Annotated in this window: 20 protein-coding genes; 9 read left to right on the top strand and 11 right to left on the bottom strand. The window is 41.7% G+C overall.

All coding sequences use genetic code 11. The features are described 5' to 3' along the window. Positions 1-286: 286 nt before the first annotated feature. Genes J2W55_RS23370 through J2W55_RS23360 form a run of 3 tightly spaced genes read left to right on the top strand, consistent with a single transcriptional unit; the run spans position 287 to position 4,319 of the window. Positions 287-2,644 (top strand): TonB-dependent receptor, encoded by a 2,358-nt coding sequence (locus J2W55_RS23370; protein ID WP_310102040.1) that lies wholly within the window; start codon positions 287-289, stop codon positions 2,642-2,644. Positions 2,645-2,646: 2 nt separating this feature from the next. Continuing rightward, complete coding sequence (locus tag J2W55_RS23365) at positions 2,647-4,098, top strand: PepSY domain-containing protein (RefSeq protein ID WP_310102037.1); 1,452 nt, start codon at positions 2,647-2,649, stop codon at positions 4,096-4,098. A gap of 2 nt (positions 4,099-4,100) precedes the next feature. Further along, positions 4,101-4,319: a heavy metal-binding domain-containing protein gene (locus J2W55_RS23360; RefSeq protein WP_310102035.1), complete on the top strand. Its 219-nt coding sequence runs from the start codon at positions 4,101-4,103 to the stop codon at positions 4,317-4,319. A 65-nt stretch (positions 4,320-4,384) separates the two neighbouring features. Here the strand turns inward: J2W55_RS23360 and J2W55_RS23355 are convergent, their stop codons facing one another. Then, entirely contained in the window at positions 4,385-4,741 is a 357-nt protein-coding gene (locus J2W55_RS23355; RefSeq protein WP_310102031.1) for a hypothetical protein, read from the bottom strand. Between the two features lie 278 nt (positions 4,742-5,019). Between J2W55_RS23355 and J2W55_RS23350 the strand changes: the two genes are divergently transcribed. Next, positions 5,020-7,236: a putative Ig domain-containing protein gene (locus J2W55_RS23350; RefSeq protein ID WP_310102028.1), complete on the top strand. Its 2,217-nt coding sequence runs from the start codon at positions 5,020-5,022 to the stop codon at positions 7,234-7,236. Between the two features lie 210 nt (positions 7,237-7,446). Here J2W55_RS23350 and J2W55_RS23345 read toward each other — a convergent pair whose 3' ends face one another. The 9 genes from J2W55_RS23345 to J2W55_RS23305 form a co-directional block, all read right to left on the bottom strand. Beyond that, a complete protein-coding gene (locus J2W55_RS23345; protein WP_310102025.1) occupies positions 7,447-8,349 on the bottom strand; it encodes a YjiK family protein in 903 nt (300 codons plus the stop codon). A gap of 147 nt (positions 8,350-8,496) precedes the next feature. Continuing rightward, entirely contained in the window at positions 8,497-8,937 is a 441-nt protein-coding gene (locus J2W55_RS23340) for a hypothetical protein (protein WP_310102022.1), read from the bottom strand. A gap of 119 nt (positions 8,938-9,056) precedes the next feature. Continuing rightward, entirely contained in the window at positions 9,057-10,088 is a 1,032-nt protein-coding gene (locus J2W55_RS23335) for a fatty acid desaturase (RefSeq protein WP_310102019.1), read from the bottom strand. A 119-nt stretch (positions 10,089-10,207) separates the two neighbouring features. Next, entirely contained in the window at positions 10,208-11,209 is a 1,002-nt protein-coding gene (locus J2W55_RS23330) for a YncE family protein (RefSeq protein WP_310102017.1), read from the bottom strand. A 60-nt stretch (positions 11,210-11,269) separates the two neighbouring features. Then, positions 11,270-14,356: an efflux RND transporter permease subunit gene (locus tag J2W55_RS23325; RefSeq protein ID WP_310102014.1), complete on the bottom strand. Its 3,087-nt coding sequence runs from the start codon at positions 14,354-14,356 to the stop codon at positions 11,270-11,272. Further along, positions 14,356-15,282: an efflux RND transporter periplasmic adaptor subunit gene (locus J2W55_RS23320; RefSeq protein ID WP_310102011.1), complete on the bottom strand. Its 927-nt coding sequence runs from the start codon at positions 15,280-15,282 to the stop codon at positions 14,356-14,358. Before J2W55_RS23320 ends, J2W55_RS23325 begins: the two co-directional genes overlap by 1 nt. Before the next feature lies 1 nt (position 15,283). After that, positions 15,284-16,519 (bottom strand): TolC family protein, encoded by a 1,236-nt coding sequence (locus J2W55_RS23315; RefSeq protein ID WP_310102008.1) that lies wholly within the window; start codon positions 16,517-16,519, stop codon positions 15,284-15,286. Between the two features lie 83 nt (positions 16,520-16,602). Beyond that, positions 16,603-17,850, bottom strand: coding sequence for a sensor histidine kinase (locus tag J2W55_RS23310; RefSeq protein WP_310102004.1), 1,248 nt, complete (start codon positions 17,848-17,850; stop codon positions 16,603-16,605). Next, the gene (locus tag J2W55_RS23305) at positions 17,847-18,524 is read right to left on the bottom strand and encodes a response regulator transcription factor (RefSeq protein WP_310102000.1); all 678 of its coding nucleotides are present in this window, start codon (positions 18,522-18,524) and stop codon (positions 17,847-17,849) included. Before J2W55_RS23305 ends, J2W55_RS23310 begins: the two co-directional genes overlap by 4 nt. Before the next feature lie 255 nt (positions 18,525-18,779). On the opposite strand from J2W55_RS23305, the gene J2W55_RS23300 reads away from it, so the two are divergent. Together J2W55_RS23300 and J2W55_RS23295 are read left to right on the top strand one after the other, a co-directional pair. After that, a complete protein-coding gene (locus J2W55_RS23300) occupies positions 18,780-19,193 on the top strand; it encodes an EamA family transporter (RefSeq protein WP_310101997.1) in 414 nt (137 codons plus the stop codon). Between the two features lie 112 nt (positions 19,194-19,305). After that, entirely contained in the window at positions 19,306-21,792 is a 2,487-nt protein-coding gene (locus J2W55_RS23295; protein ID WP_310101995.1) for a TonB-dependent receptor domain-containing protein, read from the top strand. Positions 21,793-21,795: 3 nt separating this feature from the next. Here J2W55_RS23295 and J2W55_RS23290 read toward each other — a convergent pair whose 3' ends face one another. Beyond that, positions 21,796-22,425: a DUF47 domain-containing protein gene (locus J2W55_RS23290; protein ID WP_310101992.1), complete on the bottom strand. Its 630-nt coding sequence runs from the start codon at positions 22,423-22,425 to the stop codon at positions 21,796-21,798. A 245-nt stretch (positions 22,426-22,670) separates the two neighbouring features. Between J2W55_RS23290 and J2W55_RS23285 the strand changes: the two genes are divergently transcribed. The 3 genes from J2W55_RS23285 (at position 22,671) to J2W55_RS23275 (ending at position 24,871) form a co-directional block, all read left to right on the top strand. Further along, a complete protein-coding gene (locus J2W55_RS23285) occupies positions 22,671-22,871 on the top strand; it encodes a hypothetical protein (RefSeq protein WP_310101989.1) in 201 nt (66 codons plus the stop codon). A 259-nt stretch (positions 22,872-23,130) separates the two neighbouring features. After that, positions 23,131-23,646: a DUF2911 domain-containing protein gene (locus J2W55_RS23280; RefSeq protein WP_310101986.1), complete on the top strand. Its 516-nt coding sequence runs from the start codon at positions 23,131-23,133 to the stop codon at positions 23,644-23,646. A gap of 133 nt (positions 23,647-23,779) precedes the next feature. Further along, complete coding sequence (locus J2W55_RS23275) at positions 23,780-24,871, top strand: DUF3810 domain-containing protein (RefSeq protein ID WP_310101983.1); 1,092 nt, start codon at positions 23,780-23,782, stop codon at positions 24,869-24,871. The last annotated feature ends 98 nt before the right edge of the window (positions 24,872-24,969 follow it).

Raw genomic sequence — 24,969 nt, 5'->3', positions numbered from 1 at the left:
TCCCATTTCAATTTTTCCCGGATTTTTTTTGGATCGATGGCTTTGCTGTGTGCCAAAAGCTGATGCTACGCCCTTGCAATAGGTTATTACGACGGATAAGCAATGATGAAGTTCTTAAAAAGGAAACTATCATCCTAAGCCTTCAAACGGATTGCGCGCAAATGCCCGCACACCAAGGTTTTGCAGGTTCAGCATAACACTATCCAATTCGTCCAAACATCCGGGAACACCCATGTTCTATACTAAAAATCTTATACACGGAGCGATAGCTTCTGATATACTATACATGAAAAAATATCTAAGTCTGCTTATACTTTTATTATCTATTTATACCCGGCTTTATAGCCAAACCACTTTACAGGGAACCGTTACCGATGCCTATACGCACGAGGCGCTGGCAGGAGCATCTGTTTGTGAAGCCGGTACCGGCAATGGCGTAAAATTGAGCACAACCAATGCCAGGGGCCATTTTACCGCTAATGCCGGGGGTATTACCAAACTAAAATTTGTTATGGTTGGTTACAATGCCCGCATTATTGAGGTGGCTGCTTTAAAAGGCCAAAGCCTTAACATAGCGCTTGAACCATCAATCGTTGATCTGCAGCCAGTGGTGGTAACGGCAAGCAGGGAAGGGCAGGCCCGGCAGGATGCCCCCATTGCAATCAGCAAAATAAACTCCACCCAAATTAAAGATACCAAAGCAACGGCCCTGTACCAGTTATTAAACAAGGTAGCCGGGGTTTATATGGTAAACCTGGGCAACGAACAGCATACCATGGCCATACGCCAGCCTATTACCTACAACGCGCTTTACCTGTATATGGAAGATGGCTTGCCCATACGCCCTACGGGCATTTTTAATCATAATTCACTTTATGAGATCAATATGTCGGGCGTTAAGGATATTGAGGTGATCAAGGGTCCGGCTTCATCGCTTTATGGCAGTAATTCTATTGGCGGCGCGGTTAATTTTATAACGCAGGGGCCGCCATCTGGTTATGCAGGTAACGTATCTGTGCAGGGCGATAATTACCATTACCGCCGTGTTGACGCTGATGGTGGTTTTAGCCGGGGCAAATTCGGTTTATACGCTGGCGGGTATATTGCCCACCAAAAAAACAGCTGGCAGGATTATTCTGACTTTGATAAATATTCGGGCAATATTAAAACCACGTATGATTTTAATTCCGCCACACGTTTAACCGCGGCAGCGGCCTATAATTACCTGAACACGCAAACTCCCGGCAGTTTAGATAGCGCTCGTTTTTACAACCGAAGTTATGGTTCCAATTCGCGGTTTACCTACCGTAAGGTAAAATCGTTTAGGGCAAGTACCCGTTTGGATCATGAGTGGAACAACAGGAACAGCACTTTTATAACCCTGTTTTTCCGGGATAACTCTACCGCGCAGCTGCCCAGTTATTATATAGCCGATGTGCGGGATAATGCCGGGAAGTACCTGAGCTCGAACGGGCAGGTTAATGATCAAAAATTCAAAAGCTATGGCTTACTGGCTCAACACCGTGCCGATTTTGATTTCCTTAACTCGCGCCTTATAGCCGGTGCTTATGTGGACGATAGCCCGAGTTCATACTATGCGCAGTTTTTGAACATTGATAAAGATGTGCAGAACAACTATTACACCGGCTTTACTAATACAGGCCGGTATATTGATGACTACCGCATTAAACTGTTCAATACAGCGGCTTATATACAGTATGAGATAAAGCCTGTTGCCGCCCTGCGCATTGTAGGCGGCCTGCGATATGACCGTGTGCACTATGATTTTACCAATGGCCTGCCTGCCGGAAGCACCAAATACAAACAGCAGGAAACCAATAATTTTAATATTTTGGCGCCTAAGCTGGGCCTAACCTACAACCTGGGCAGCAATAAGGGTTTTTACGCCAACTATAGTGTAGGCTTTCAGCCGCCCGAAACCGGCGACCTGTACAGTTCCCGTCAATTAACTCCTCTTAAACAGGCTACTTTTAATAATTACGAAGTAGGAGGCTGGTTTTCGGCGTTTGATAAAAAGCTGTATTTTGAGCTAAGCGTATTTGACCTGGAAGGCCATAACGAGATCATTAACCAGTTACTGCCCGATAATACCACGCAAAACCAAAACGCGGGCGCTACCCGTCATCGGGGTATTGAGTATGCTTTAACACTCGCTCCGGTACAGGAATTAACCTTCAGGTTTAGCGGCACCAATGCAAGGCATACTTATGTGGAGTATAGTGAGGTTAGCAGCAATTACGCTACCGGTGCCAGCACAGTGATCAGCTATAATGGCAACCGCATGAGCAATGCGCCTGCATGGATAGCAAATTCTGAGCTTACCTACAAACCGGAGTACCTGTCAGGTTTCAGGATAGCTACAGAATGGCAGCACATTAACCAGTACTATACTAACCCGGCTAATACCAAAGCCTACAATGGCTATGATACTTATAACCTGCGTTTAGGCTATGATATAAAAAGCAGCGTATTAAAAAGCGCGGGCATCTGGTTCAATGTATTGAATTTAACCAATAAGTTATACGCTACCACGGTAACCAGCAACCAGTATGGCGATACCTATAACGCTGCTCCGCCGCGTACTTACACTTTGGGCATCAGCTATTCTTTTTCAAAATATTAATTATGGCATCATCAGCAATAAAAAGCAGCTTTTATAAATGGCACCGTGTACTGGGTTTAATAGCCCTGGTACCGGTGATCTTCTGGACGTTGAGCGGTCTGTCGCACCCTTTTATGTCAAACTGGTTCAGGCCGCAGATCGCTAAAGAAGTGTTCAAACCCTTATTGCAAAGCGAAATAAAACCGGTTTTATCCATTCAGCAAATAATGGATAAAAATAACCTGAGCGAATTAAGGAATTTTAGTTTGATAAACTTTAAGAAGGGCTCCTATTACCAGGTGCTGGGCCGTGACAGTGTTTACAAATATTATTCGGCTATGGATGGGGTATTACTGCCCAATGGCGATGCACAATACGCCGAATACCTGGCCCGGTTTTTTACGCAGGATTCTGTATCGTCCTTGAAAAGTATGCGGTTGCAAACTGCTTTCGACGATGAATATCAGCCCATTAATCACCTGCTGCCTGTTTGGAAGGTTTCATTTAACCGCCCCGATGGGATGGATGTTTACGTTGAAACCGGCCAAAGCCGGATGGGCACATTTAATAACAATACCCGCAAAGCATTTTTGTGGCTGTTTGAGCAGTTTCATACCTGGCAGTTTTTGGCTGTTATGGCCGGCGATACTTTTCGTAATGTGTTCCTGCTGGTTATTATGTGTATAATGCTTTGTTCGCTTATTAGTGGGCTAACCATATACGGCATGTTTTGGAAAAAGTTTAAGGCCATGAGGCAAAGCCAAAAAGCCAGGAGCACGGAGGATAAACGCTTTATACATCGTTTTCACCGGCAGATAGGGCTTATCGTATCTTTTGTGATGTTTACGTTTGTGATAAGCGGTGCATTCCATCTGGCTGTAAAACTATATAATAATGAGCCTGAAAAAGTAGATTACGGGCAGGTGATCAGCCGCAAACAATTGGGGGTATCAAACCTGGCCTTGCCCGTGGCCGATAGTGTAATTAAAAAGACAGGCATCGTGAATTTTTATGGCAACACCTATTACCAGGTGCTCGATAACAAAAAACAAGTATTATATTTTGATGCCTTAACCGGCAAAGCACGGGAACTTGGCGATGAGGATTACGCCCGGTTCTTAAGCAATTATTATCACACAGCGGCCTCTGGCTTAAAAACATTTAAGGGGAGGGTTAAGGTAGATGTGATCAGGCAGTTTGATAATGAATATGGCTTTATTAATAAGCGCCTGCCGGTTGAACGGGTTAGCTATCCTAATGGCGACAACTGGTATATCGAGACCACTACATCAAAACTGGCCGCCAAAGTTGCCGGTATTGATAGGGCCGAGGGGCTGTCGTTTATTTTTCTGCATAAATATTTTGGTATGGCCTGGGCCGGTAAGGATATTCGCGACCTGGTAAGTATGGTGGCAGCACTGGGCGTGCTGGTAGTATCGCTGTTTGGTTTTGCCTCTTTTATTAAAAATAAATAATCATGAAAAAATCTATTATAATTTTTGCTTTGGCCGCATTGGCATTAAGTACTTTTAACGCCTGTAATAACAATAACAAGGCTGACCATTCCTCAGAAAGCAAACAGAAGAAAGGAAAATACACCTGTACCATGCACCCTGGTGTAAGTGCAGATAAACCCGGCGTTTGTCCCAAATGCGGTATGGACCTGGTAGAACGCGACACTACGGACGATAAGTAGGTTCCGTACGTTAACGGCCCGCAATTAAAAATATGTCATCCTGAGGCGCTAAGGATGACATATTTTTACTTTTTCCTCAGCAGCGTAGTATGTGCTTTGGCACCATCGGCTGCAATATCAACGCTAACAGAATCGTCATAGAATTTTCCGGTGTGTTCAATTTCCATGTCACCTAATGTTACGGTAAACTTAAAATCGGTACCGGTTATTTTACCATCGTCAATAGGCAGGTCGCCTTTGGGTGTTTTGGCGGTACCGGTTAGTTTATCGCCATCTACTTTAAAATTATAAAGCAGGGGATATATCTCGCCGGTGTCAGTTTTTAAAGTGCCGGTCCACATCCCCGAAAAATCGGCAATAGCTGCAAAACTGGCTAAAAAGCAGCAAATTAACAGTGCAGTTGTTAAAAATGTTCTTTTCATGAGTGTTGTTTTTCAAATACTTAAAAGTAAAACCCTCATTGAAACTGATTGTGAACAGGAAGTTAAATTTTAATGTAAATGGTGGAAGTTTTTGTTAAAGATTTAATAATTGTAAAATGCACATTTCATATATTCCCAAAAAATGTAACTTTAACATTTCATGCGTTAAACCAATTATGAAAAAGAGTGCCTGTTTATTATTCATGATGTGCCGCAGCATGTTTGTTTTTCCTCAACAAGTTAAATGTATTAACACTTTACCTAAATAAATTATCTGAATGAAAAAGTTACTTGTACTTATCAGCCTGGTTGCAGGCTTTTTAAAAGCCGGGGCGCAGGATATTCCATTAAATAAAGGATGGAAGCTGGCTGTAGGCGATTCGGCACAATGGGCGTCGCCTGCTTTTAATGATCAGCACTGGCAGTCTGTTGATGTATTCAAAAACTGGGAGCAGGAAGGACATCCCAATTATGATGGATTTGGCTGGTACCGGATACATGTAGTTATCCCTTCATCATTAAAAGAAAAAGCATTTTTAAAAGACAGTGTGCGGATTAACCTGGGCAGTGTTGATGATAATGACGAGGTTTACCTTAACGGCAAACTGATAGGTAAATTTGGTGGCAAAACCGGCGATATTAAAACCGGAGGCTTTTACGGCCCGCGTACCTATACCATTGCGGCCAACAACCCGGCCATTTTATGGGATAAGGAAAATGTTCTGGCTGTTCGCATTTTTGACACCGGCGGTGATGGCGGCATATATGGTACTAACTTTAGCATTGCCATTGCCGATGTTATGGATCAGGTAAGTGTGGATAACGAGGCCGATTTTAACTATGGCGATCGCAATAGCCTTAGTAAATCTATTAAACTTGTTACTACCAATCATTATAATTATAAAGGCAAATTAGCCTTTAAGGTAACTGATCCTGAAACCAACACTGTTTTATATGAGAAAACAAACGATGCCACGTTTACAACCGGCAAACCATTTACTTATACGTTTGAAATAGCCCGCTTAGAAAAAAAATCATACAACATTACCTATACTTTTACCGATGAAAAATCAGGTAAAACATTGGTTAAAACCGAAACAAGCCCTTATATCCTTACCCCTTATCCATCGGCAAAACCAAAAATAAACGGGGCCGATGTTTTTGGCGCGCGTCCGGGTAACCCGTTTTTGTACCTGATACCAGCAACCGGACAAAAGCCACTGACCTATAAAGCGCAGGGTTTACCAGAAGGTTTAAAGCTTGATGCCGCCACAGGCATTGTTACCGGAGTAGTGACTCAAAAAGGCAATTATCCGGTAACTTTTACGGTAAGTAACAGGTTGGGTAGTAAAACAAAAGCATTTACTATCATCATTGGCGACAAAATTGGCTTAACACCGGCATTGGGCTGGAATAGTTGGAACGCCTGGGGCTTAAGCGTTGATGATAAAAAAGTACGTGTATCGGCCAAAGCCATGGCCGACAGGCTAAGCGCGCATGGCTGGGCTTATGTTAATATTGACGATGGATGGGAAGCCGAAAAGCGCCTGCCCGACGGCAAAATAGCTGCAAACAGTAAATTCCCGGACATGAAAGGGCTCACCGATTATGTACATGGTTTGGGTTTGCGCATGGGTATATATTCATCGCCGGGGCCGCGTACCTGCGGTGGCTTTTTGGGCAGCTGGCAGCATGAAGACCAGGACGCGCAAACTTATGGCGACTGGGGTATTGATTACCTGAAATATGACTGGTGCTCTTACTCTGAAATTATACCGCACCCTGACTTGGCCGGGCTAAAAAAACCTTATGAGGTAATGCGCGGATCGTTAGATAAAATAAACCGCGACATCATGTACAGCCTGTGCCAGTATGGCTGGGGTAATGTATGGGAATGGGGAGCCAGCGTAGGCGGCAACAGCTGGCGCACTACCGGCGATATACAGGATAACTGGCGCAGTTTATCGTCTATTGGTTTTAATCAGGATAAGGCGGCTCCTTTTTCACAGCCCGGGAATTTTAATGATCCTGATATGCTGGTTGTAGGCAAAGTAGGGTGGGGCCCAAGTTTGCACAATACACACCTTACTTACGATGAGCAGTACACCCACATCAGCTTATGGAGCTTACTTTCATCGCCATTATTAATTGGTTGCGATATGGGGCAGCTGGATAAGTTTACGCTTAATTTGCTTACTAATGATGAGGTACTGGCCATTGACCAGGACGCATTAGGCAAGGGAGCAAGTCAGTATGTTAAAAAAGATGATTACCAAATATGGGTAAAAGACCTTAAGGATGGCAGCAAAGCTATCGGGTTATTTAATTTATCAGATAAATACCAAACCATAAGCCTTGATAAAAATGATCCTGCACTAAAGGACTATACCAAATTCAGAGACGTGTGGCAGCAAAAATATATAGTAACAACAGGTAAAACTTTTAGCGCCAAAGTGGCCCCTCACGGAGTGTTGCTGGTTAAGGTAGAAAAATAGCCGTGATTATAAAGCTTGTCATACTGACGTAGCAAAACTCCTGTTTGCAAAGCTTTCCTTAAATCTCTCCCAGCCGGGGGAGATTTTTTGTTTAAAGCCCTTCCCCTTAGGTCGGGTTCTTATACAACAATGGCCAGTTGCTTTTATTTAAATAGCTTTTTTGGTTTTGCCAATTTAAGACCTCAGCGTTGCAAATAGAGAAGAGAGAAACTAATCAGGGGTTTCATAATAATAAATGGGTGCAAAAACACCTTCACTGGTAGTGTAGTAACCTTTGCCATCGGGAGTAAAACCTATGGCCTCGCCTTGTTTTTCTGCCTTGTATGATAGTTCCTTTGGTTTTCTTACCATCGCATCCCAAAGGTGCTCATGTGGCTTACGACGCCAGTAGTAAACCTTTTCGTAGCTTTTTAATAATACCTGCAGGCCGTCTTTTGAAATATCGCCGGCTGTTATCCATTTAAACGGCCTGAAACCCGGGAAAAATAACCTCGCCCTTTTAGTCAGAACGACAGTGTCCTTAGGATTGGTTTTTAGCGGCGCAGTGTAAACGGTTACTGTATCAGTGCGTTTGGTAACTATATAGAACAGTTTTTCAACCGGATCAACCATCATGGCTTCCGCATCTTTGGGGCCGTCGGGGTATCTAAATTGGATAGGTACTGCTGTTACATTGCTCAGGTTGTCGGTTACCCATGATTTTTTTTCGGGTATACGGTAAATGGTAATATGGTCCCATCTGTTATCGTTATCACCAATATCGCCTATGTACACGTAGCTTTTACCTTTAACCGGTCCGGGACCAACGGCTATATCTTCGCAATCGCGTACGCCTAAGGGTACAGTTTTATCGCCGGTGAAATAAATTGTGGTTTTTAATTTACCATCTGGAGTTATAGCAAAAAAACGGCTCGTATCGCCGCTGTCATTATGTACATAATAAATATCAGGGTTGATGGACGATGCCACTATACCGGATGTTTCATCCATTTGTTTGCTGCTGAGCGTACCTGTTTGCGTCTTTTTGTCAAATAACCTGTGCTTGGCAAAGGCCCCCATAAATAACAGGGTGATAAAAGGCACAATTAATTTTAATTTTTTTGATCTGCTCATATTATTTGTTGCAAATAACAACGCAAATAAACCAAAATATTATGAAGATTGTATTAATTGCCAGCTTAATGTGCAAAAGATGACCGGTTTAGTACAAAATAAATACACCAGTCTGCATGAGTAACACCCGCGGGGATGACGATTTTTTCAGGCCGATTCAAAAGCAAGCAGAAGTGCATTTTGCTGGCAGATCTCCTCGGCCGAACGATAGTCGGCAAGGTTTAGTTCCTGTACGTAGCGCGAATTACAGGTATGGCCAGGCGAAATAAAAACAGGCATATCAAAGCCCAGTTGCTGGTAATAGGGGGTTATAAAAGCTTGTACCGGCAAATTATTGGCCGCGGTGATAATGTCGGGCGTTAATTTTTTTAATGGCTTTAGCAACAGCTTAACCTCACATATCCTAAAATTATCATAAAACGGTATCCACCGGCTTACGTTATCCGCATTAACTAATATTCCGTTTTGTTTTACGCCGGTAAGGGTACCTGTGCTTATCTCATTGTTTAAAAGGCTGTTGATCACAACCTGCTGCCCTATATAACGGCTGAATATAATGAGTTGATCTGCTATGCTTAGTATATTCATTTTACTAAAAATATTAGCAATTATAATAAATTTAACATAGACTTTTACAAGTGTTTATAATTTTTTTTATGATTTGTATTTAAAATAAAAAGGGCCTTTATAAGGCCCTTTTTATGATTTTACTTTGCCAGTTCAGGCTTTAAAGTATCCGTTGCTTTAGTCAGATCAATATCGGGTTTTGATATGTCTGTTAGCGCCACCCGGCCGCGGTCTTTACGCAGTATGCGGTTAAATAATGATATTTCGCGATCAAAAAGGAAGCGTAAAAACAGTTTGGTCCACGAAGTATGATAATACAGCGTGTCATAATATTCAGGTGCTGTCTTTCTTATTTCGGGCAGTTTATTCCATGGTATAGAAGGAAAATCATGATGCTCATTATGGAAACCTACGTTAAAGGCCACAGCATTAAAATTGCCATAATAGCTGTACGTTTCCTGCTCAACGCTATGGGTAAGATAGTGCTCCTGTATCCAGCGGGCACCCAGTGGGTGTAGGCCAACCGAAAAAGAAAAACTTAACAACAGGAATGCAATTGCCGGCCAGCCCATAAAGTACCATATTGCGGTAGTAAATACTGCCTGCAACACAAAGTTGGTAACTATCCAGCCATCAATAGGATGGATCTCTCTTAGTCTTGACAAACGGAAAAGCTGAAACACCGGGAAAAATAACAGCCACAGCGCTTTGCCAAAAAATGAATTGTTGATCAGTTTTGCTTCCCATTTGTTGGGCAGATCGGCATCAAGCTCATGAACACCCTGAAAAGAGTGGTGCTTGATATGATATTTTTCGAACGATATAGCGCTTGGCAATATTTGCGGCAAATTGGCAAACATAGAGGCCCAGCGGTTGGCATTACGGTTTTTAAATAACAGTTGGTGAGTACACTCGTGGATCATCACAAACAAAGCATGATCGGCAAAGGCACCTAATAAATAAGCTGCGCCAAAAATAAGCCACCATGACTGGTCGCGTAAAAACCAGGCTAAAACCACCTGAAAAGTTACCAGGCCAATAATGGCAAATATGGTATTGGGGTTTTTACCTATTAGTTTGCGTAACTGTGGAAATTGTTTTAAAATTTTTTTTGTACGGATACGATGAGGTTCAGACTCCTGGGAGTAAACGAAATCAGTTTTCTTAATCATATAATTTTAGAAACGTTAAATATACCAATAACGTCTCTAAAATATCATTTTATCGTAAAAAATTATCAAATGAAGCAAAACTTCATAAACATTTCACGAATATTTTATATACGATTAGTTTATGGTTGCTTGAAAACCAGTACTTTAAAGGTATTGGGCAATGCTTTTCTTGTTCCGGGCTCAAACTGGGCTAAACTTAAGTAAATTTTATGAGTTTGATTGTCAAGTACCATGGTTCTGGCACGATCGCCTGTTTTAAGTACCTGTACAATATGATAGTCATCAGCGGTTTTTTGCTTAATAATGGTAGTTGTACCATCGCCGCAGGAACAGAATATCAATTTTATTTCAGGGTCATAAGCCACGGCATCAACACCGGCACCTATAGGTAAAGTAGTGATCACCTTGCCGGTGTTAATATCAACTACACTTACACCTTTGTTTTCGCGGCAAACCGTAAACAAACGCTTGTTGGTTATATCCAATGCCAAACCTGTGGGACCGCCGCATGGCGCTAAAGGGTATGTTTTAACAACCTTTAGCGTTTTGCTATCAATTACATCCAGGCTGCTTTTATCTTCCAAATTGTTGTAAATTTTCCCCTTACCATCGGCTACGGCAAATTCAGGCGCGCCGCCCAGGTCAATTGTACCCACCTGTTTAAGGCTGGCTGGATCAATGACCGATGAATTGTTACTTTCGCCATTAAAACTGAAAACCCGGTCGGCATAAGGATCGTACATAATGGCATCCGGTCCGTTGGCATTGGTTAAAGGTATGGTAGCTATCACCTTAAACGTTTTTAGATCAAAGACCACAATCGAGTTTGCTTTACCATCGCTGATAAATCCGCGGTTTAGTTTATTTACAATGGCTATGCCATGAACGCCTTTCATGTTATCAACCAAACCAATAGGTTTTTCGGTAGCCAGGTCAATAACATTTACCTGCGTACCGTGCGACACATATAAACGACGGTTTACTTTATCAATGGCCAGGTAGTCATAGCCACCGTCGCCGGGTAAAGCTATGGTCTTGTCGGCAACATAGGTTTGTGCCTTTAACATTAAAGGCATTAAGCCTGCAGCTATTATTATCAAACCCAAAATAAACTTTTTCATAATTGTTGTGATGATTTATCACTAAATATCAGCGTTAATTCTGTAGAAAGGCTGTACATATTAAATGCTGTTTTCATGGCTATGCAATTCCGGATGTACGTTCCCCGAACGGTAGATTATACGCAGCATACTTGGCAAAACTATCAGCAATAAAGGCAACGCCGCTAAAAAACCGCCAATAACCGCAATAGCCAGTGGCTGATGTAGTTGCGCACCCGCGCCAATGCCCAGTGCCAGCGGTGTAAGTGCTATAATAGCACCTAACGCGGTCATTAACTTGGGCCTGAGGCGGGTTGATATGGAATAGATAATAGCCTCGTCAACACTTTTTTCTTTTGCGCTTTCTTTAAACTGTAACAAGGTGAATATGGCATTTTCGCCAATAATACCCACAATCATGATAAGACCGGTGTAGCTACCTACATTGAGCGGGGTATTGGTAATACATAAAGCTAAAAAGCTGCCTGCAATTCCTAAAATAGCCATAGCAAGTATCAAAAATGCTATCCTGAACTGCTTGAACAGGAACAGGATCACTGCAAAAACCAATAAGCTTGAAGTGACGAGGATAGTCAAAAGTTCGTTAAACGATTGTTGTTGCTCGGCATAAGCCCCGCCATATTCCACGTGGTAGCCGCGGGGCAGGTTCACATGGTTGGCTATATTTTTTTGAATAGCAGGTATTACGGTGCCCAGGTCGCTGTTTTCCAGGCGGGCCGTAACCACACCCATTGATTGCAGGTCCTGGCGATTAATTTCTGCTTCGCCCCCTTTTATCTCCACCCTGGCCAGCTGGCCAATGGGTATTAATTTACCATTGGCCAAAAATATATCCAGATTTTTTATCTGGCTGATGTTTAATGACCGGTTGCCCGGGTAAACCATACGGATAGGCGATAACTGTCGGGTTTCGTACAAATTGCCAACAATATTGCCGTCAAGAGCCGTTTGGGCCTGGAATTGCAGGTTGGCCGGTGTAATATTGTATTGTGCAAGTTTGGTATAATCGGGCATAATATTTACCGAAGGGCCTGCTATTACAATGCCGTCAAAAACATCGGCTGTACCTTTTACAGAGCTAACCTCGGCCGCCACTTGTTTGGAAAGTGTTTGCAGCACCTGTTGGTCATCACCAAAAACCTTTATCTCTATGGGTTGGGTCGAGCTCATCAGATCGCCCAGCATGTCGGCTATCACTTGTCCGAAGTCAACCCGCAGGGCCGGCTGTGTTTTTTCAATAGCTGCCCGCAGATCGCTGGTTACCTCTTCAGTTGTTTTGTCCCGTTTTTTTTTGAGTTGTATCAGATAATCGCCGGTATTTGGCTCGGTAATAAAGAAACCCATTTGTGTACCTGTTCTGCGCGAATAAGCAGCAACGTCCGGGTGGCTGGTGATGATCTTTTCTACTTCCCTCAACATACGATCGGTTTCCTGGAGCGATGTTCCCGGCGGCGATGTGTAATCAAGTACAATGGCGCCTTCATCCATGTCAGGCAAAAAACCGGTTTCGAGCCTGGATGGTATAAAAATAATTGCTGCTGTCAGTATCAGTACGATCGCTATGCTCACTACCGGTCGCAGAATAAAAAAAGAGACCCAGCCCAGCCGCTTTACCTCGTGTGTTTGCTCTTTTGCGTTTGCGGAATGGCCGTGATGGTTGCGGGTAAGGAACAGGTATATGACCGGCAGCCCTATCCAGGTTACCAGGAATGAGCAAATGAGGGTAATGATCATAGCATTGGTCATTACTTTAAAGTAAGCCCCAGCTACCCCTGTCATCAATAAAAAGGGTATAAATATTACTATAGTACTTATAGATGAGCCAACCATAGCCGGAAACAGGTAATCGATAGCTTTTTTTAGCAGTCTGCTGGTTGGTTCATCCGGATGTTCTTCATGCGTACGGTGAATTTGTTCAACAACCACAATGGCGTCATCAATTATTAAACCTATGGCGGCGGCAATTGCGCCCAGCGTCATGATGTTAAAGGTATAACCAATTACATACAACACAATAAGGGTAAAGCACAGGGTAATGGGTATTGTGATCAGTATAGTGAGGCTTGCCTTTAATGAACGAAGAAAAATAACGGCCACTATAATGGCTAATAATAAACCTACCCATACGCTGTCCGTAACGCTTTTGATTGACTCGTTAACAAAATCGGCTTGTACATAATAAGGTTTTATGGATACGTCTTTGGGCAATATTTTTTGCAGCGCAGCTATCTTTTGGTCCATATCCGTTGATAGCGATATCAGGTTGGCGGCGGGTTGTTTAACAACCGCTATAAGTACCCCATCGTGTCCGTTGGCGTTTATTTTGGTGTACTCAATGCCTTCGCTTATTTGCACATTTGCAATATCTTTAAGCTGTATAACCCGTTTTCGGTTATTGCTGATCACCATATTTTCCAGCTGATCTTTAGCGTTCACTGTAGCGTCAGTTACCGTGAGGTAGAGCATCTTATAATCAGATAAATAGCCCTCTGATTTTATAAAGTTGGTTTGGCTAAGCGTATTGCTGATCATATCCGGCGTTAAAGACAGGGCCGTCATCCTTTCTTTGTTAAGTACCAGCCAGTATTCTTTTGTTTTACCGCCTATTACCCTTATTTCAGACACACCGCTCACCTGCGATAAAAATGGTTTAACCGTAAAAGTGGCCAGTTGCTTTAGCTCAATAGCCGACCGCTCATGGCTTTCCAGTGTATAGCCGCTTACGGGTAAAATAGAGGGGTTCATTTTCTCGACAGATATGTTTACCTCCGGCGGCAAAGTGTTTTGTATTTTGGCTATCTGCGATTCTATCTGTTGCTTGCTCAGGTCAATATCCGCGCTCCAGTCCATATAGGCTGATATTTCTGCGCTGCCCCGGCTGGTTGTGCTGCGCACCACCTGCAGACCAGGTACCTGTTTAATTGCATTTTCAAGCGGTTTGGTAACCGTGATCATCATTTTGTTGACCGGCTGCAAACCAGCATCGGCAATAACCTTTATTTTAGGAAAAGTTATCTCGGGGAAAAGCGAGGTTTGCAATTGGGTATAAGCATATATACCTCCCATTAAAATGAGCGATAAAACCAGCAAGAGGGGTTTCCTGTAAAAAATGAAAATGTTTTCTGCCTTATCTATTGCTTTGTTCATTACTGCACAATTTTAACTTTGGCTGTATCGGCCAGCCCATAATTGCCGCTAACTACTATCTTATCGGTCGCCGAGAATTTGGGTGATAGTATCTCTACCCGGTTGCCGCTTTCAATACCTTTGGTAACAGGAATTTTAATGGCCGTTGTTGGGTTAATAAGTTTCATGACCCAAAATTCCGTCTGGGTTTCGTTGGTGAGTACAGCTGTTTTGGGCAGCGATATGGTGCCCGTCCTTGCCGATTTTATGATTCGTGCTTTGGCTACCAGGTTTTCCGGGATCAGGTTTGCATTATTCACGCTGATCACCATACCCTGCGTTTGCGACAGGGTATCAACCGATGGCATTACAGAGCTTACTTTGCCGGTTAGCTTTTCGCCGCCGGGCAACAGCAATTGCACATCCTGGTTGTTTTGTACATAGCGGCGCATTTCGTAAGGCAGCTGCATTACAAACGCAAAGCTGGAACGGTCGCTTATTATGGCCAGTTGTTCACCATCCTGCACATAATCACCCTGTTGGTGATTTAACTGGGTAATATACCCGCTGCCCGGAGCTTTGATATGATTTACTCCCGAAAATTTAAAAGTGGTATCCAACACGTTGATGCTGTTGCCTATACTTTGAGCTTCCTTTGTTTTTATGGTGAAAATAGTTTCACCCTTACTTACATAATGCCCTGGCAGCGTATTTACTTTTTGTATGTAACCGTTGGCATTTGCCTTTACAAAATTCTTTTGCAAAAAAACAGACGTAGCGCTCAGGTCAACATAGTCAACCAGGGTACTGTCGCTTATGGTAGTTACTGTAACCGGCGTTTGTGATGCAATTGCGCCATCTTCCTCACCAGCCGGCCCATCTTTGCTTTTGCATGAAAACAAGAGTGTCAAAAGGCAGGCAACTATATATATGTGTTTAGGTTTCATATTATCGGTTCCAGTAGTTTAACTGATTAATAAGCTGTAAATTGGTGATGTTGATTTGCGTTTTAAGGTTTTTAATGCTCAGGTAATTGTTAATGGCAAGCACCAGGTCGGCAATACGCAGGTCGCCGGTTTGCAGTAGTTTAGTATTTACCTTGATCAGGCTTTCAGAGAATTTCATCTGTTCATCTATTTGGGCCAGCAGGGTTTCATTACCGGTAATTTGCTGTTTTAGCTGGGCAATTTGCTGATGGTATTGCGTATCAAAAAACGCTTTATAGCTTTTACGGGTATCTTCTTCCAGCGATAGTTTGCGGTATTGAATTTTACGCTGACCGCCATCGTAAACAGGCAGGGTAAAGCTAAAGCCCACACTCACGCCAAAATTTTTATAAGGCTGACTCATAAAATCAGAATTATAACCGCCATCGGCCAAAAGGTTTATTTTAGGTTTGTATGCAAAATCGATAAGGCTGCGGCTGTTTACCAGTTTAAGGCTATCCAATTTATACTGGCTAAAAAATATGCTGTTGTCCGCATCCGGAGTGAAGGTTTTTTGAATGCCTGGTTCCTTTAGTTCAATATAGCTGGTATCGGCTACGCCAGCCAAATAATTGAGGATAGCATAGTCATTTTTATATTGCATGCGCGATTGTAGCAACTGTAATTGTTGTTGCTTTAAAGTCACAATAAATGTAAGATAATCGCTTTGGCGGTAAACGTTGGCACGGGTAAGTTTTTTAAGCAGGTCTTCTTCCCCGCTAAGTAGGGTAACAACTTCCTGGTTAAATTTTAACTGTAACAAGCTACCATAAGCGGTAATATATTGTGCGGTAACAGCTTTTTTAAGGTCCTGCTCAGATATCCTGGCGGTGTTACCCACTGATTGCGACAGCAGGGAAATGGCATCAACCTGTGCTGCTATGTTCTTTTTACTATCTAAAGATTGATTTATGCCAAGCAAAGCGTTTAACGTGTGTTCATTAGTAATGGCTACGGAGTAGCCATAGCCATTTTTAACAGGAGCGTAAAGACCGGCGCTGGTAGCATTTACCTGTGGTTTGTAACCTGCCCTGATGCGTAAACTATCCAGTTGATTGGAAGCTATTTGATTTTTAAGATCCTTAAGCAGCGGACTGTTACTTTTGGCAAGTTCAAGGTAATGATCAAGCGTATAAGTTTGGGCCCTTACAACGGCGTTAGTAAGCGTAAATAGTATAAGGCAGAAAAACCACTTCATTAATTGACATTTAAAAGAAAAGCTATTAAACATAACTAAACTATAGCATAAATCTGGATAAATTTAGTACGTGTGTTAAGCAGTTAAAAAGTTACAATAAATGTATGATAAGGGGAATTGAACTGATAACTGAGTGAAAAGTTAAAATTATCACAGATCTGTTTGCTGATGGTAAGCCCGAGGCCACTGCCATCGGACCCGGACGATTTATGAAAGCGGGTGAAAATTTGTTCTTCTGGCAGGGGGGTGCTGCCACCGGTGTTTTTGATGATCAGGTTGTCGGCAGTTAAATCTATAACAATTTGCCCGCCTGCGTAGTTATGTCTTACCGCGTTAATGATCAGGTTGTTCAATAATATTTCAATCAAATAGTTATTGGCAACTATCTCTTTATTATTAAGCTGAGCAGTTATGGTAATTTGTTTATCCAGGAAAATATCTTCCAGATGGGCCAGCATTTCCTCTATCAACAGGTGTAAATTGATATTTTGCTGATCGGTAAGCAATCTGTTCTCAATTTTAACCAAAAGCAATAGTGATTGGTTGAGCTTGCTTAATTTTGATACGGCAGTATACAGGTCGGTGAGCAGTTTACTTTGCTTTTCGCTAAAATTTTCGGTTTGAATTAGTGAGTCAAGTTTGGAGTTAATTACAGCGATGGGCGTCAGCAATTCGTGCGACGCGTTTTCGGTAAAGGTTTTAAGATCTTTGTAATCATGCTTGGCACGGGACGTCATGATCGTTGCCGCCTGGTTAAGCTCACTAAACTCTTCAATATTAGTAGCTATTTGTGGAATTTCCTGGTTGTCGGTAATATTAAACAGCTTTAGCTCTTTCAAAATAACATAAAAAGGCTGCCATAAGCGGTTTAAAATTAAACGATTGGCAATAAGCAGTACCAGTAATAAAAACAAAATAACGCCAATGGTAATACTAAAAATAATCTGGATCAGATCTTCCGTTTCTACTTTTGATTCAACGATGAGTATTTTATAGTATTTGCCGTTAACGGTAACCGAACTAACCAATCCGCGGCCAGGCTCGTAATCATTTTTATCCTTCCGGTACCGGGTGTTGATAAACCCGCGTTTTACCGAATTAGCAGGCGCCTCTGTAAAACTGATCTGCTGGTCTTTTGAGTCGAATACCTGGGGCAGCTGATGGTTCAATTTTACATAATCAAATATCTCATCCTCCTCTACCTTCAGCGCCTTGTCATTCTGGCCGTTCAGTATCCAACTAATGGCAACATAATACAAAATGCCTGTTATCAACATTACAATGATGGTAGTAATGACATTTACTCGATTGTACAGGGCCAGCAGTTTCATTTATCGGTAAATTTATAACCCATACCATAGGCTGCCTGTATGTAGTCGTTCCCGCCGGCTTCCATTAGTTTTTTACGGATATTTTTGATGTGCGAATAAATAAAATCGAAGTTATCGGCCATATCAATGCCATCGCCCCACAAATGCTCGGCAATGGCGTTTTTCGAAATTACCTTACCCTTGTTGGCAATAAAATAAATGAGCAAGGCAAATTCCTTTCGGGTAAATTTAACAGGTTTATCAAATATCACCACTGTTTTTGCCTGCAGGTCAATATTGATCTCATTAAAAAGCAGCAGGTTGCTGCCGTTATACATTTTACGCCTGATAATTGCCGATACCCTGGCTTTAAGTTCTGACAGGTGAAAAGGCTTTACCAGATAATCATCAGCTCCAAGGTCAAGGCCTTCAAGCCTGTCGTCAAGCGAGTTCCTGGCAGATATGATGAGCACACCGTCGGTGTAATTATTTTCTTTCAACTTTTTAAGTATGCTGATGCCATTGCCGCCAGGCAGGGTAATATCCAGCAGGATACAATCATAACGGTATAGTTCAATCTTTGCTATGGCAGCCTGGTAGGTGGCAGCAGTTTCGCAAATATTACCGGCTTCGGTAAAGTACTCTTCAATACTTTCACGCAGGCCTTCTTCGTCTTCAATGATCAGTAGCTTCATTTTGGGCTGAACGTTTTACGTTTTAAGATACGCTGAGGCAGGTTAGTGCAATTTCATATACTACTCAAAGCTAAAAAATCAATTTGTACAGATTCTGTATTTCTAAGTTATAAGTAGTGCGTTTTAAACGATGGCCTAATATTTAATATAAAACAGAATTTATACAGACTGGTGATTGTATTTTAGTAAAATAATAGGTTCTTGGTGCCTTAAAGGTACACCCAGAACTTATTAATTACAACTCAAAACAAAGCTATGTGGTGGATATACGCTTTACTTTCGGCACTATTTGCCGCGCTTACCGCAATTTTTGCCAAAATAGGCATAAAAGGGGTAGATACCGACCTGGCAACTGCCGTACGTACTGTGGTTATATTGATGCTGGCTTGGGCTATTGTATTATTTAAAGGGAGTAGTCAGGGAATAAGCAGCCTAACCAAAGTGAACTGGATATTCCTCGTATTTTCGGGCTGTGCTACCGGGCTTTCCTGGATCTGCTATTTTAAGGCCCTGCAATTAGGCAGGGTATCTCAAGTAGCGCCTGTAGATAAATTAAGCGTAGCTTTAGCCATTATTTTGTCGGTAATATTTTTAGGCGAACCGCTAACCTGGAAAACGGCATCAGGCGCTTTACTAATCATAGCGGGAACTTTAGTACTTATATTTTAGGCTTTGTAACAAGTATATATACACAGTTAACGTTATTGTAACAAAGACACAACATTCAGTTTTAATCCAATCTTTCTTATCAAATTCGTGGCTTAATCATCTGTTTATTGTAATGAGGGCCCTTTTTATACCGTTTTTGTTTATTGTTTTTTTTGCTAACGCACAAGCTCAGGTCAGCTCAGTTGTTAAAGGTAAAATAAGTGGTAAAGTTACCGATGCCACTAATAAACAACCGGTTGACTATGCAACCATATCTGTTTATAAACAGGGTGTGGCATCGCCCTTTAATGGCATAAGTACCGATCCCAAAGGCAATTTTACGGTTGATCATATTCCCCCCGGCGAATACAAAATTACCGCCGATTTTTTGGGTTACCAGCGGGCCACCATTGAACATGTGATTGTTAAAGATGGCGATAATGTGTCAGTAGGCGAAATTAAACTGGCTCCTGTGCCACATCAGTTGCAGGGCGTAACCATAACTGCCAAAACTCCTACTGTTGAAAGCAAAATAGATAAGCTGGTTTATAATCCGCAAAATGACCTGAGCGCCCAGGGTGGTGTGGCTATTGATATTTTAAAGAAAGTGCCGCAAATTACGGTTGATATTGATGGCAATGTTGAACTGCAGGGAAATGCTAATATCCGTTTTTTGATAAACGGAAAGCCATCGAGTATTTTTGGCGCCAGCCTTACAGATGCACTGGCAAGTATCCCGGCCAGCCAGATAAAAAGCATTGAAGTGATAACCAGCCCCGGTGCAAAATATGATGCCGCCGGAACAGGTGGTATAGTAAACATCATTTTGAAAGATAGCAGGGTAGAGGGGATCAACGGCAGCGTAAATCTTTCGGCTGGTACCCGCCGTGAAAACGGATCATTTAACCTTAATATGCGCAAAGGTAACTTTGGTGTAAATGCTTTTTTTAGCGGTAACAAACAATTGAACAGTAACTCGCCAAATATGCGCACCAATACTTCGGTTGATAAGTTTAGCAATACAACAACGTTATTTCAGGAAGGTAGCAATAACTTTACGCGCAATGGGTACCAGTCGGGTTTAAACCTTACCTGGAACATCAGTAAACATGATGACCTTACCGGATCAATAGGGTTTAATCATTTTGGCAATCACAGTAAAGGCATCAGCAACCAGCGTCAAAGTAAGATCGATTCACTTGGCAACCTCATTACTGATTTTGAAAGCATCCGTAACTCAAGCAGTAAATTTAATGGCACCTCAACGGATGTTAGTTTAAATTATAAAAAAACGTTTGAAAAAGAAGGCCAGGAATTGGAAGTGTTGTATACCGAGAGCTTCGGTAACAATACATTCAGCTCGTTTCAGCAGCAGGATTATTTAAACGCCTTAATACCATCATCAGGCATATCAAACAATAATCCTGGTAAAGACAGGGAAACCAATATTTCTGTTGATTACGCACACCCGATAAGTAAAAACTTTACCCTTGAAACCGGGGCCAAGCTTGATTTTAACCATATCAACAATAACATTATTACCGATACCTTACAAGGCGGTGTGTTTGTACCCAATCCGAACCAAACTTACGGCTTTATTTATGACCGTAAGATATATGCCTATTACCTGTCAGCTTCGGCATCAATATTCCATAATTTTTTGGATGTAAAAGCAGGGTTGCGCGATGAGTACACAACCACTAAAGCCGATTTTGAGGGGACCAACATTCCAAATTATAATATATTGGTACCATCATTGGTATTATCGCATAAGCTCGGTGGCGGTCAGTCTGTTAAAATCAGTTATACCCGGCGTGTTCAGCGTCCGGACTATGGCGACCTGAACCCGTTTTTAAACATCAGCGATCCGCACAATATCAGCACTGGTAACCCCGCCCTGAAACCCGAGCGCGGAGATAATTTTGAACTGGGTTATAATAAATCATTTGATAAAGGCGCAAATATCAATATAGCAGCATTTTATCGCCGTAACACAAATGATATACAGCAGTTTACCACCTTTTACTCTGAGCTCGAAATAAATGGCATTACTTATAACGATGTATCATTAAGTCAGCAATATAATTTAGGCTCGCAAATACGAAAAGGGATAAACATATATGCTTCGGTGCCTGTTACAGATAAATTTAGCCTTCGCTCCAATATGCTGTTCTCTCAACGCACCAGCAATAACCCCGGCAGCGCCAGTGTAACGGGCTTTGCCTATCGTATCAATATGAATGCACAATATAGCTTTGGGCATGACCTCAGCGCTGAATTCTTTGCTAATTACCGGTCTTCACAAAAGGATATCCAGGGAACTAATCCCAAATTTGTGTTCTATAATTTTGCCGTACGCAAAATGATCCTGAACAAAAAGTTCAGTTTCGGGCTTACTGCTTCAAATCCGTTTGCCAATTTTGTAGGTCAGCGTTCAACAACTTTTGGCAGCAACTTTAGCCAGGTAAACATAAGGCAGGTGCCTGTACGCTCGTTTGGCATAAGCTTGAGCTATAAATTTGGCAAGCTTGACTTTAAGAAAGAAAACAAGGAAAAGGAAAAAGATGATGATATGGTAACACCTGATGCCACCCCGGCCGAAAAGGATAAAGGCAAATAACCCTTATCCGTTTTTTATCAGGATGCTTTCAATAACAAGTGTTGCATCTTCGCAGCTATCGGTTGCGGTTTCCATCGCCATAAATACATCAGTATATTTGATGAGCTGTATAGCGTCAGTTTCATTGGCCAGCAAATCGGCAAAAGCTTCGTTATAAACGGTATCTGCCTGGTATTCCATCTTTTTGATACTTGCGCAAAGGGCAAATATTTGTTCCGAATTGCCCAGGTTGCTCATGGCATTAATGGCCTTTTCTAATTCGGTACTTGTTTTAAATATTAAGGATGCCAGGCTGATGATGGGAGGTGTTAGTTTGGGCACATCATACAAATGTATCCTGCGCGATGCCATAGCAATACTGTCAGCCACATCGTCAACGGCCGCGGCCAGATCACACATGTCTTTGCGCTGAAATGGCGATACCAACTGTTTGCCTGATTCTGAAAATATCTGATGGGTAAGCTCGTAGCTTTTTATTTTTAACTTATCAATGTGGGTAAAATTAAACTTCTGCTCATAAATGTCCGCAGAGTTTACAGCTGTGTTAAGTAAGGTCGCCATTTCAGCAACATTGGCAGCGAGTTTATTAAACAAACCATAAAATATCTGATTTGAACTTGGAAAAATTGCCATAGAGTTAAACTTTATGATGTTGTTTAAATAGTAGTAAAAATCAAATGTCTGTACGTTAGTTAATTAACCAATTAAAGTTGTAAATAATAACGCTGCTAAATGTAGAGATTAATTTGTTCCCCAAGGTCACATTATTGTTAATGTAATGTTAATTTAATGTTACACACGCTTCGCTTTGTAACATTTGCTGCCGGGTAAAACAATATGCCCGCACTATTTATTATATTTACATAAGCTCCATCGCCATGAAACCTGCTGATAAACACTACAAATTTATAAACAGCCGCACTGGTAATGTGATCTATTATCATTCCATAAGCGGCAACCGCTCTGTTGAAGAGATTAAGGCCGAGCTGCAGGAAGTAAAAAACAGGGTGGCTATTCAGAATAATATCTATTGCGAAACAGTTTATTGGGAAGAGATGAAGGAAGATATTGATGTATAACAACATATATCAAAAAAAGCCCCTGCCTTGCGGCAAGAGCTAAAAAAAACCACAACAATTGTTTAACCTTATGGCTATGAAACCCTAAGGTCAATTCCTAACTGCAGTGTGGCTTTCCTTAAAATGGAACAATGCTGTATACCTTTTGGTTTTAGTTATTTGTATATTTATCATATGAAATAATTTGACTTATTTTATTTACAAAAGAATAATCAAACAAATTTCATCCTATATTTATACCAATTAAAATATGAAAAATATGAGAAGAGTATTTAAACTTAAAGCAGTGTTACTGTTTGCGGTCACGCTGTTTGTAACCAGCATGGCATTTGCCCAGAAAAAGCCTGCAAGTCCGCATGATAGTACAACAGCAGTAGTAGCTGGTTCAACCATTAAAATTAAGTACGGCAGCCCTTATGTAAAAGGCCGTAAAATATTAGGCGGTTTAGTGCCTTATGATAAGGTATGGCGTGCCGGTGCTGATTCGGCTACCAGCATTACTACCAGCAAAGCTATAAAGGTTGAAGGCAAAACGCTTCCGGCCGGCAGATATGCTTTTTTTGTGATTCCATCAGAAAAAGGTACCTGGACCGTCATTTTTGATAAAAATCCAAAACAATGGGGCGCGTACACCTATAAAGAAAGTAACGATCAGTTACGGGTAACCGTTAAAGGAAAAACCATTCCTAAACAAGAAAGCCTTACTTATAAAATTGATAAAGGCGGTTTTAGCCTTAAATGGGATACATTTGAAGTCCCCGTTTCTGTTAAATAAATTTTTTTCTACAACCTTATCACATTAAAGCCCCGCTAAGGGGCTTTTTTTTTACGCAAAGGTTTATTATACAGCGCCAACCTGTAAAATATTGTTAAAACAAATTACTATTAGCGCTATATTTACAAACCTAATGCGTTATAATCCCAATAATAAACCATTATTTAAAAGAATAGCCGCCATATTATTATTGGCCCTGGTTATTTTTTTGTTAATGACGCTGGCTGCTTATCCAGCGTTGGTCGAGCGTTATTATTCCCAGGGCTTTTATATTTTTATTTGCCGCGTATTTCATCCCGTTTTAAACTTATTGCCTTTTAGCATGGGCGATATACTATACATAGCTGTTATTGGGTATTTAATTTATAAAACAATACAACTGTTTAAGCTGCTCTTTAAAAAGCAATTTAAACAGGTAAGTATGCAATTGCTGGGATTGGTTATAGGCGTACAAGTGGGCATACTCGCTTTTTATCTTTTTTGGGGGATGAATTATTTCAGGCCATCGGCAGCAGCGCGTCTTGGCCTGCAGGATACTTCTTTTACAACCGCTGATCTGCAGGCTGTAACCAAATTACTGATTGACAGTGCCAACATCTCCCGGGCACGGGTTACTACTTCTGATATGAGGCAAACAAACAGTTCCATTTATAAAACCGCGGTAACCGCTATAAACTCATTCTCTGCCAGCTCAGCAAATTTCCGCTCTTACCATCCAGGTATTAAGCCGTCATTATTAACACCGTTGCTTAATTTTATCGGTACGTCAGGATATTATAATCCTTTTACGTCAGAGGCACAGATCAATTATCAGATGCCTGTTTTTAACCGGCCTTTTGTAGCATGCCATGAAATGTCGCACCAAATGGGCTATGGCGCCGAAGATGAGGCTGATTTTGCCGGATTTGTAGTGGCTGTAAACTCCCATGACCGGCTTTTACGTTATTCGGCCTATCACCTGGCTGTGAGCGAATTTATGTATTCGTTGGGTCAGCGCGATACAGTAGCTTATAAATCTTTAAAAGCAAGGTTATCAAAAGCGGTACATCAGGATTATGTAATTGAAAGAAACTATTGGCTATCATACGAAAACAAGCTAAATGCCATTAGCAGCTTTATTTATGATAATTTTTTAAAAGCTAATAACCAACCCCGGGGCCTTGAAACATATAACCGAATGGTGTTGCTGGTAATGGCCAGTGAGCGCAGCCATTGGGTTCATTAAAAAATGCGTTCCGTATCTCACCCCGGAACGCACTGCAATATCATTTCAAACGATATTGTATCAACTAAATCTCAGATATCATGCTTAATGATTACCCA

The organism is Mucilaginibacter pocheonensis (assembly GCF_031456535.1).
Classification (GTDB): domain Bacteria; phylum Bacteroidota; class Bacteroidia; order Sphingobacteriales; family Sphingobacteriaceae; genus Mucilaginibacter; species Mucilaginibacter pocheonensis.
The sequence above is the reverse complement of the archived record's forward strand: the minus strand, read 5'-3'. Positions and strand labels throughout refer to the sequence as shown.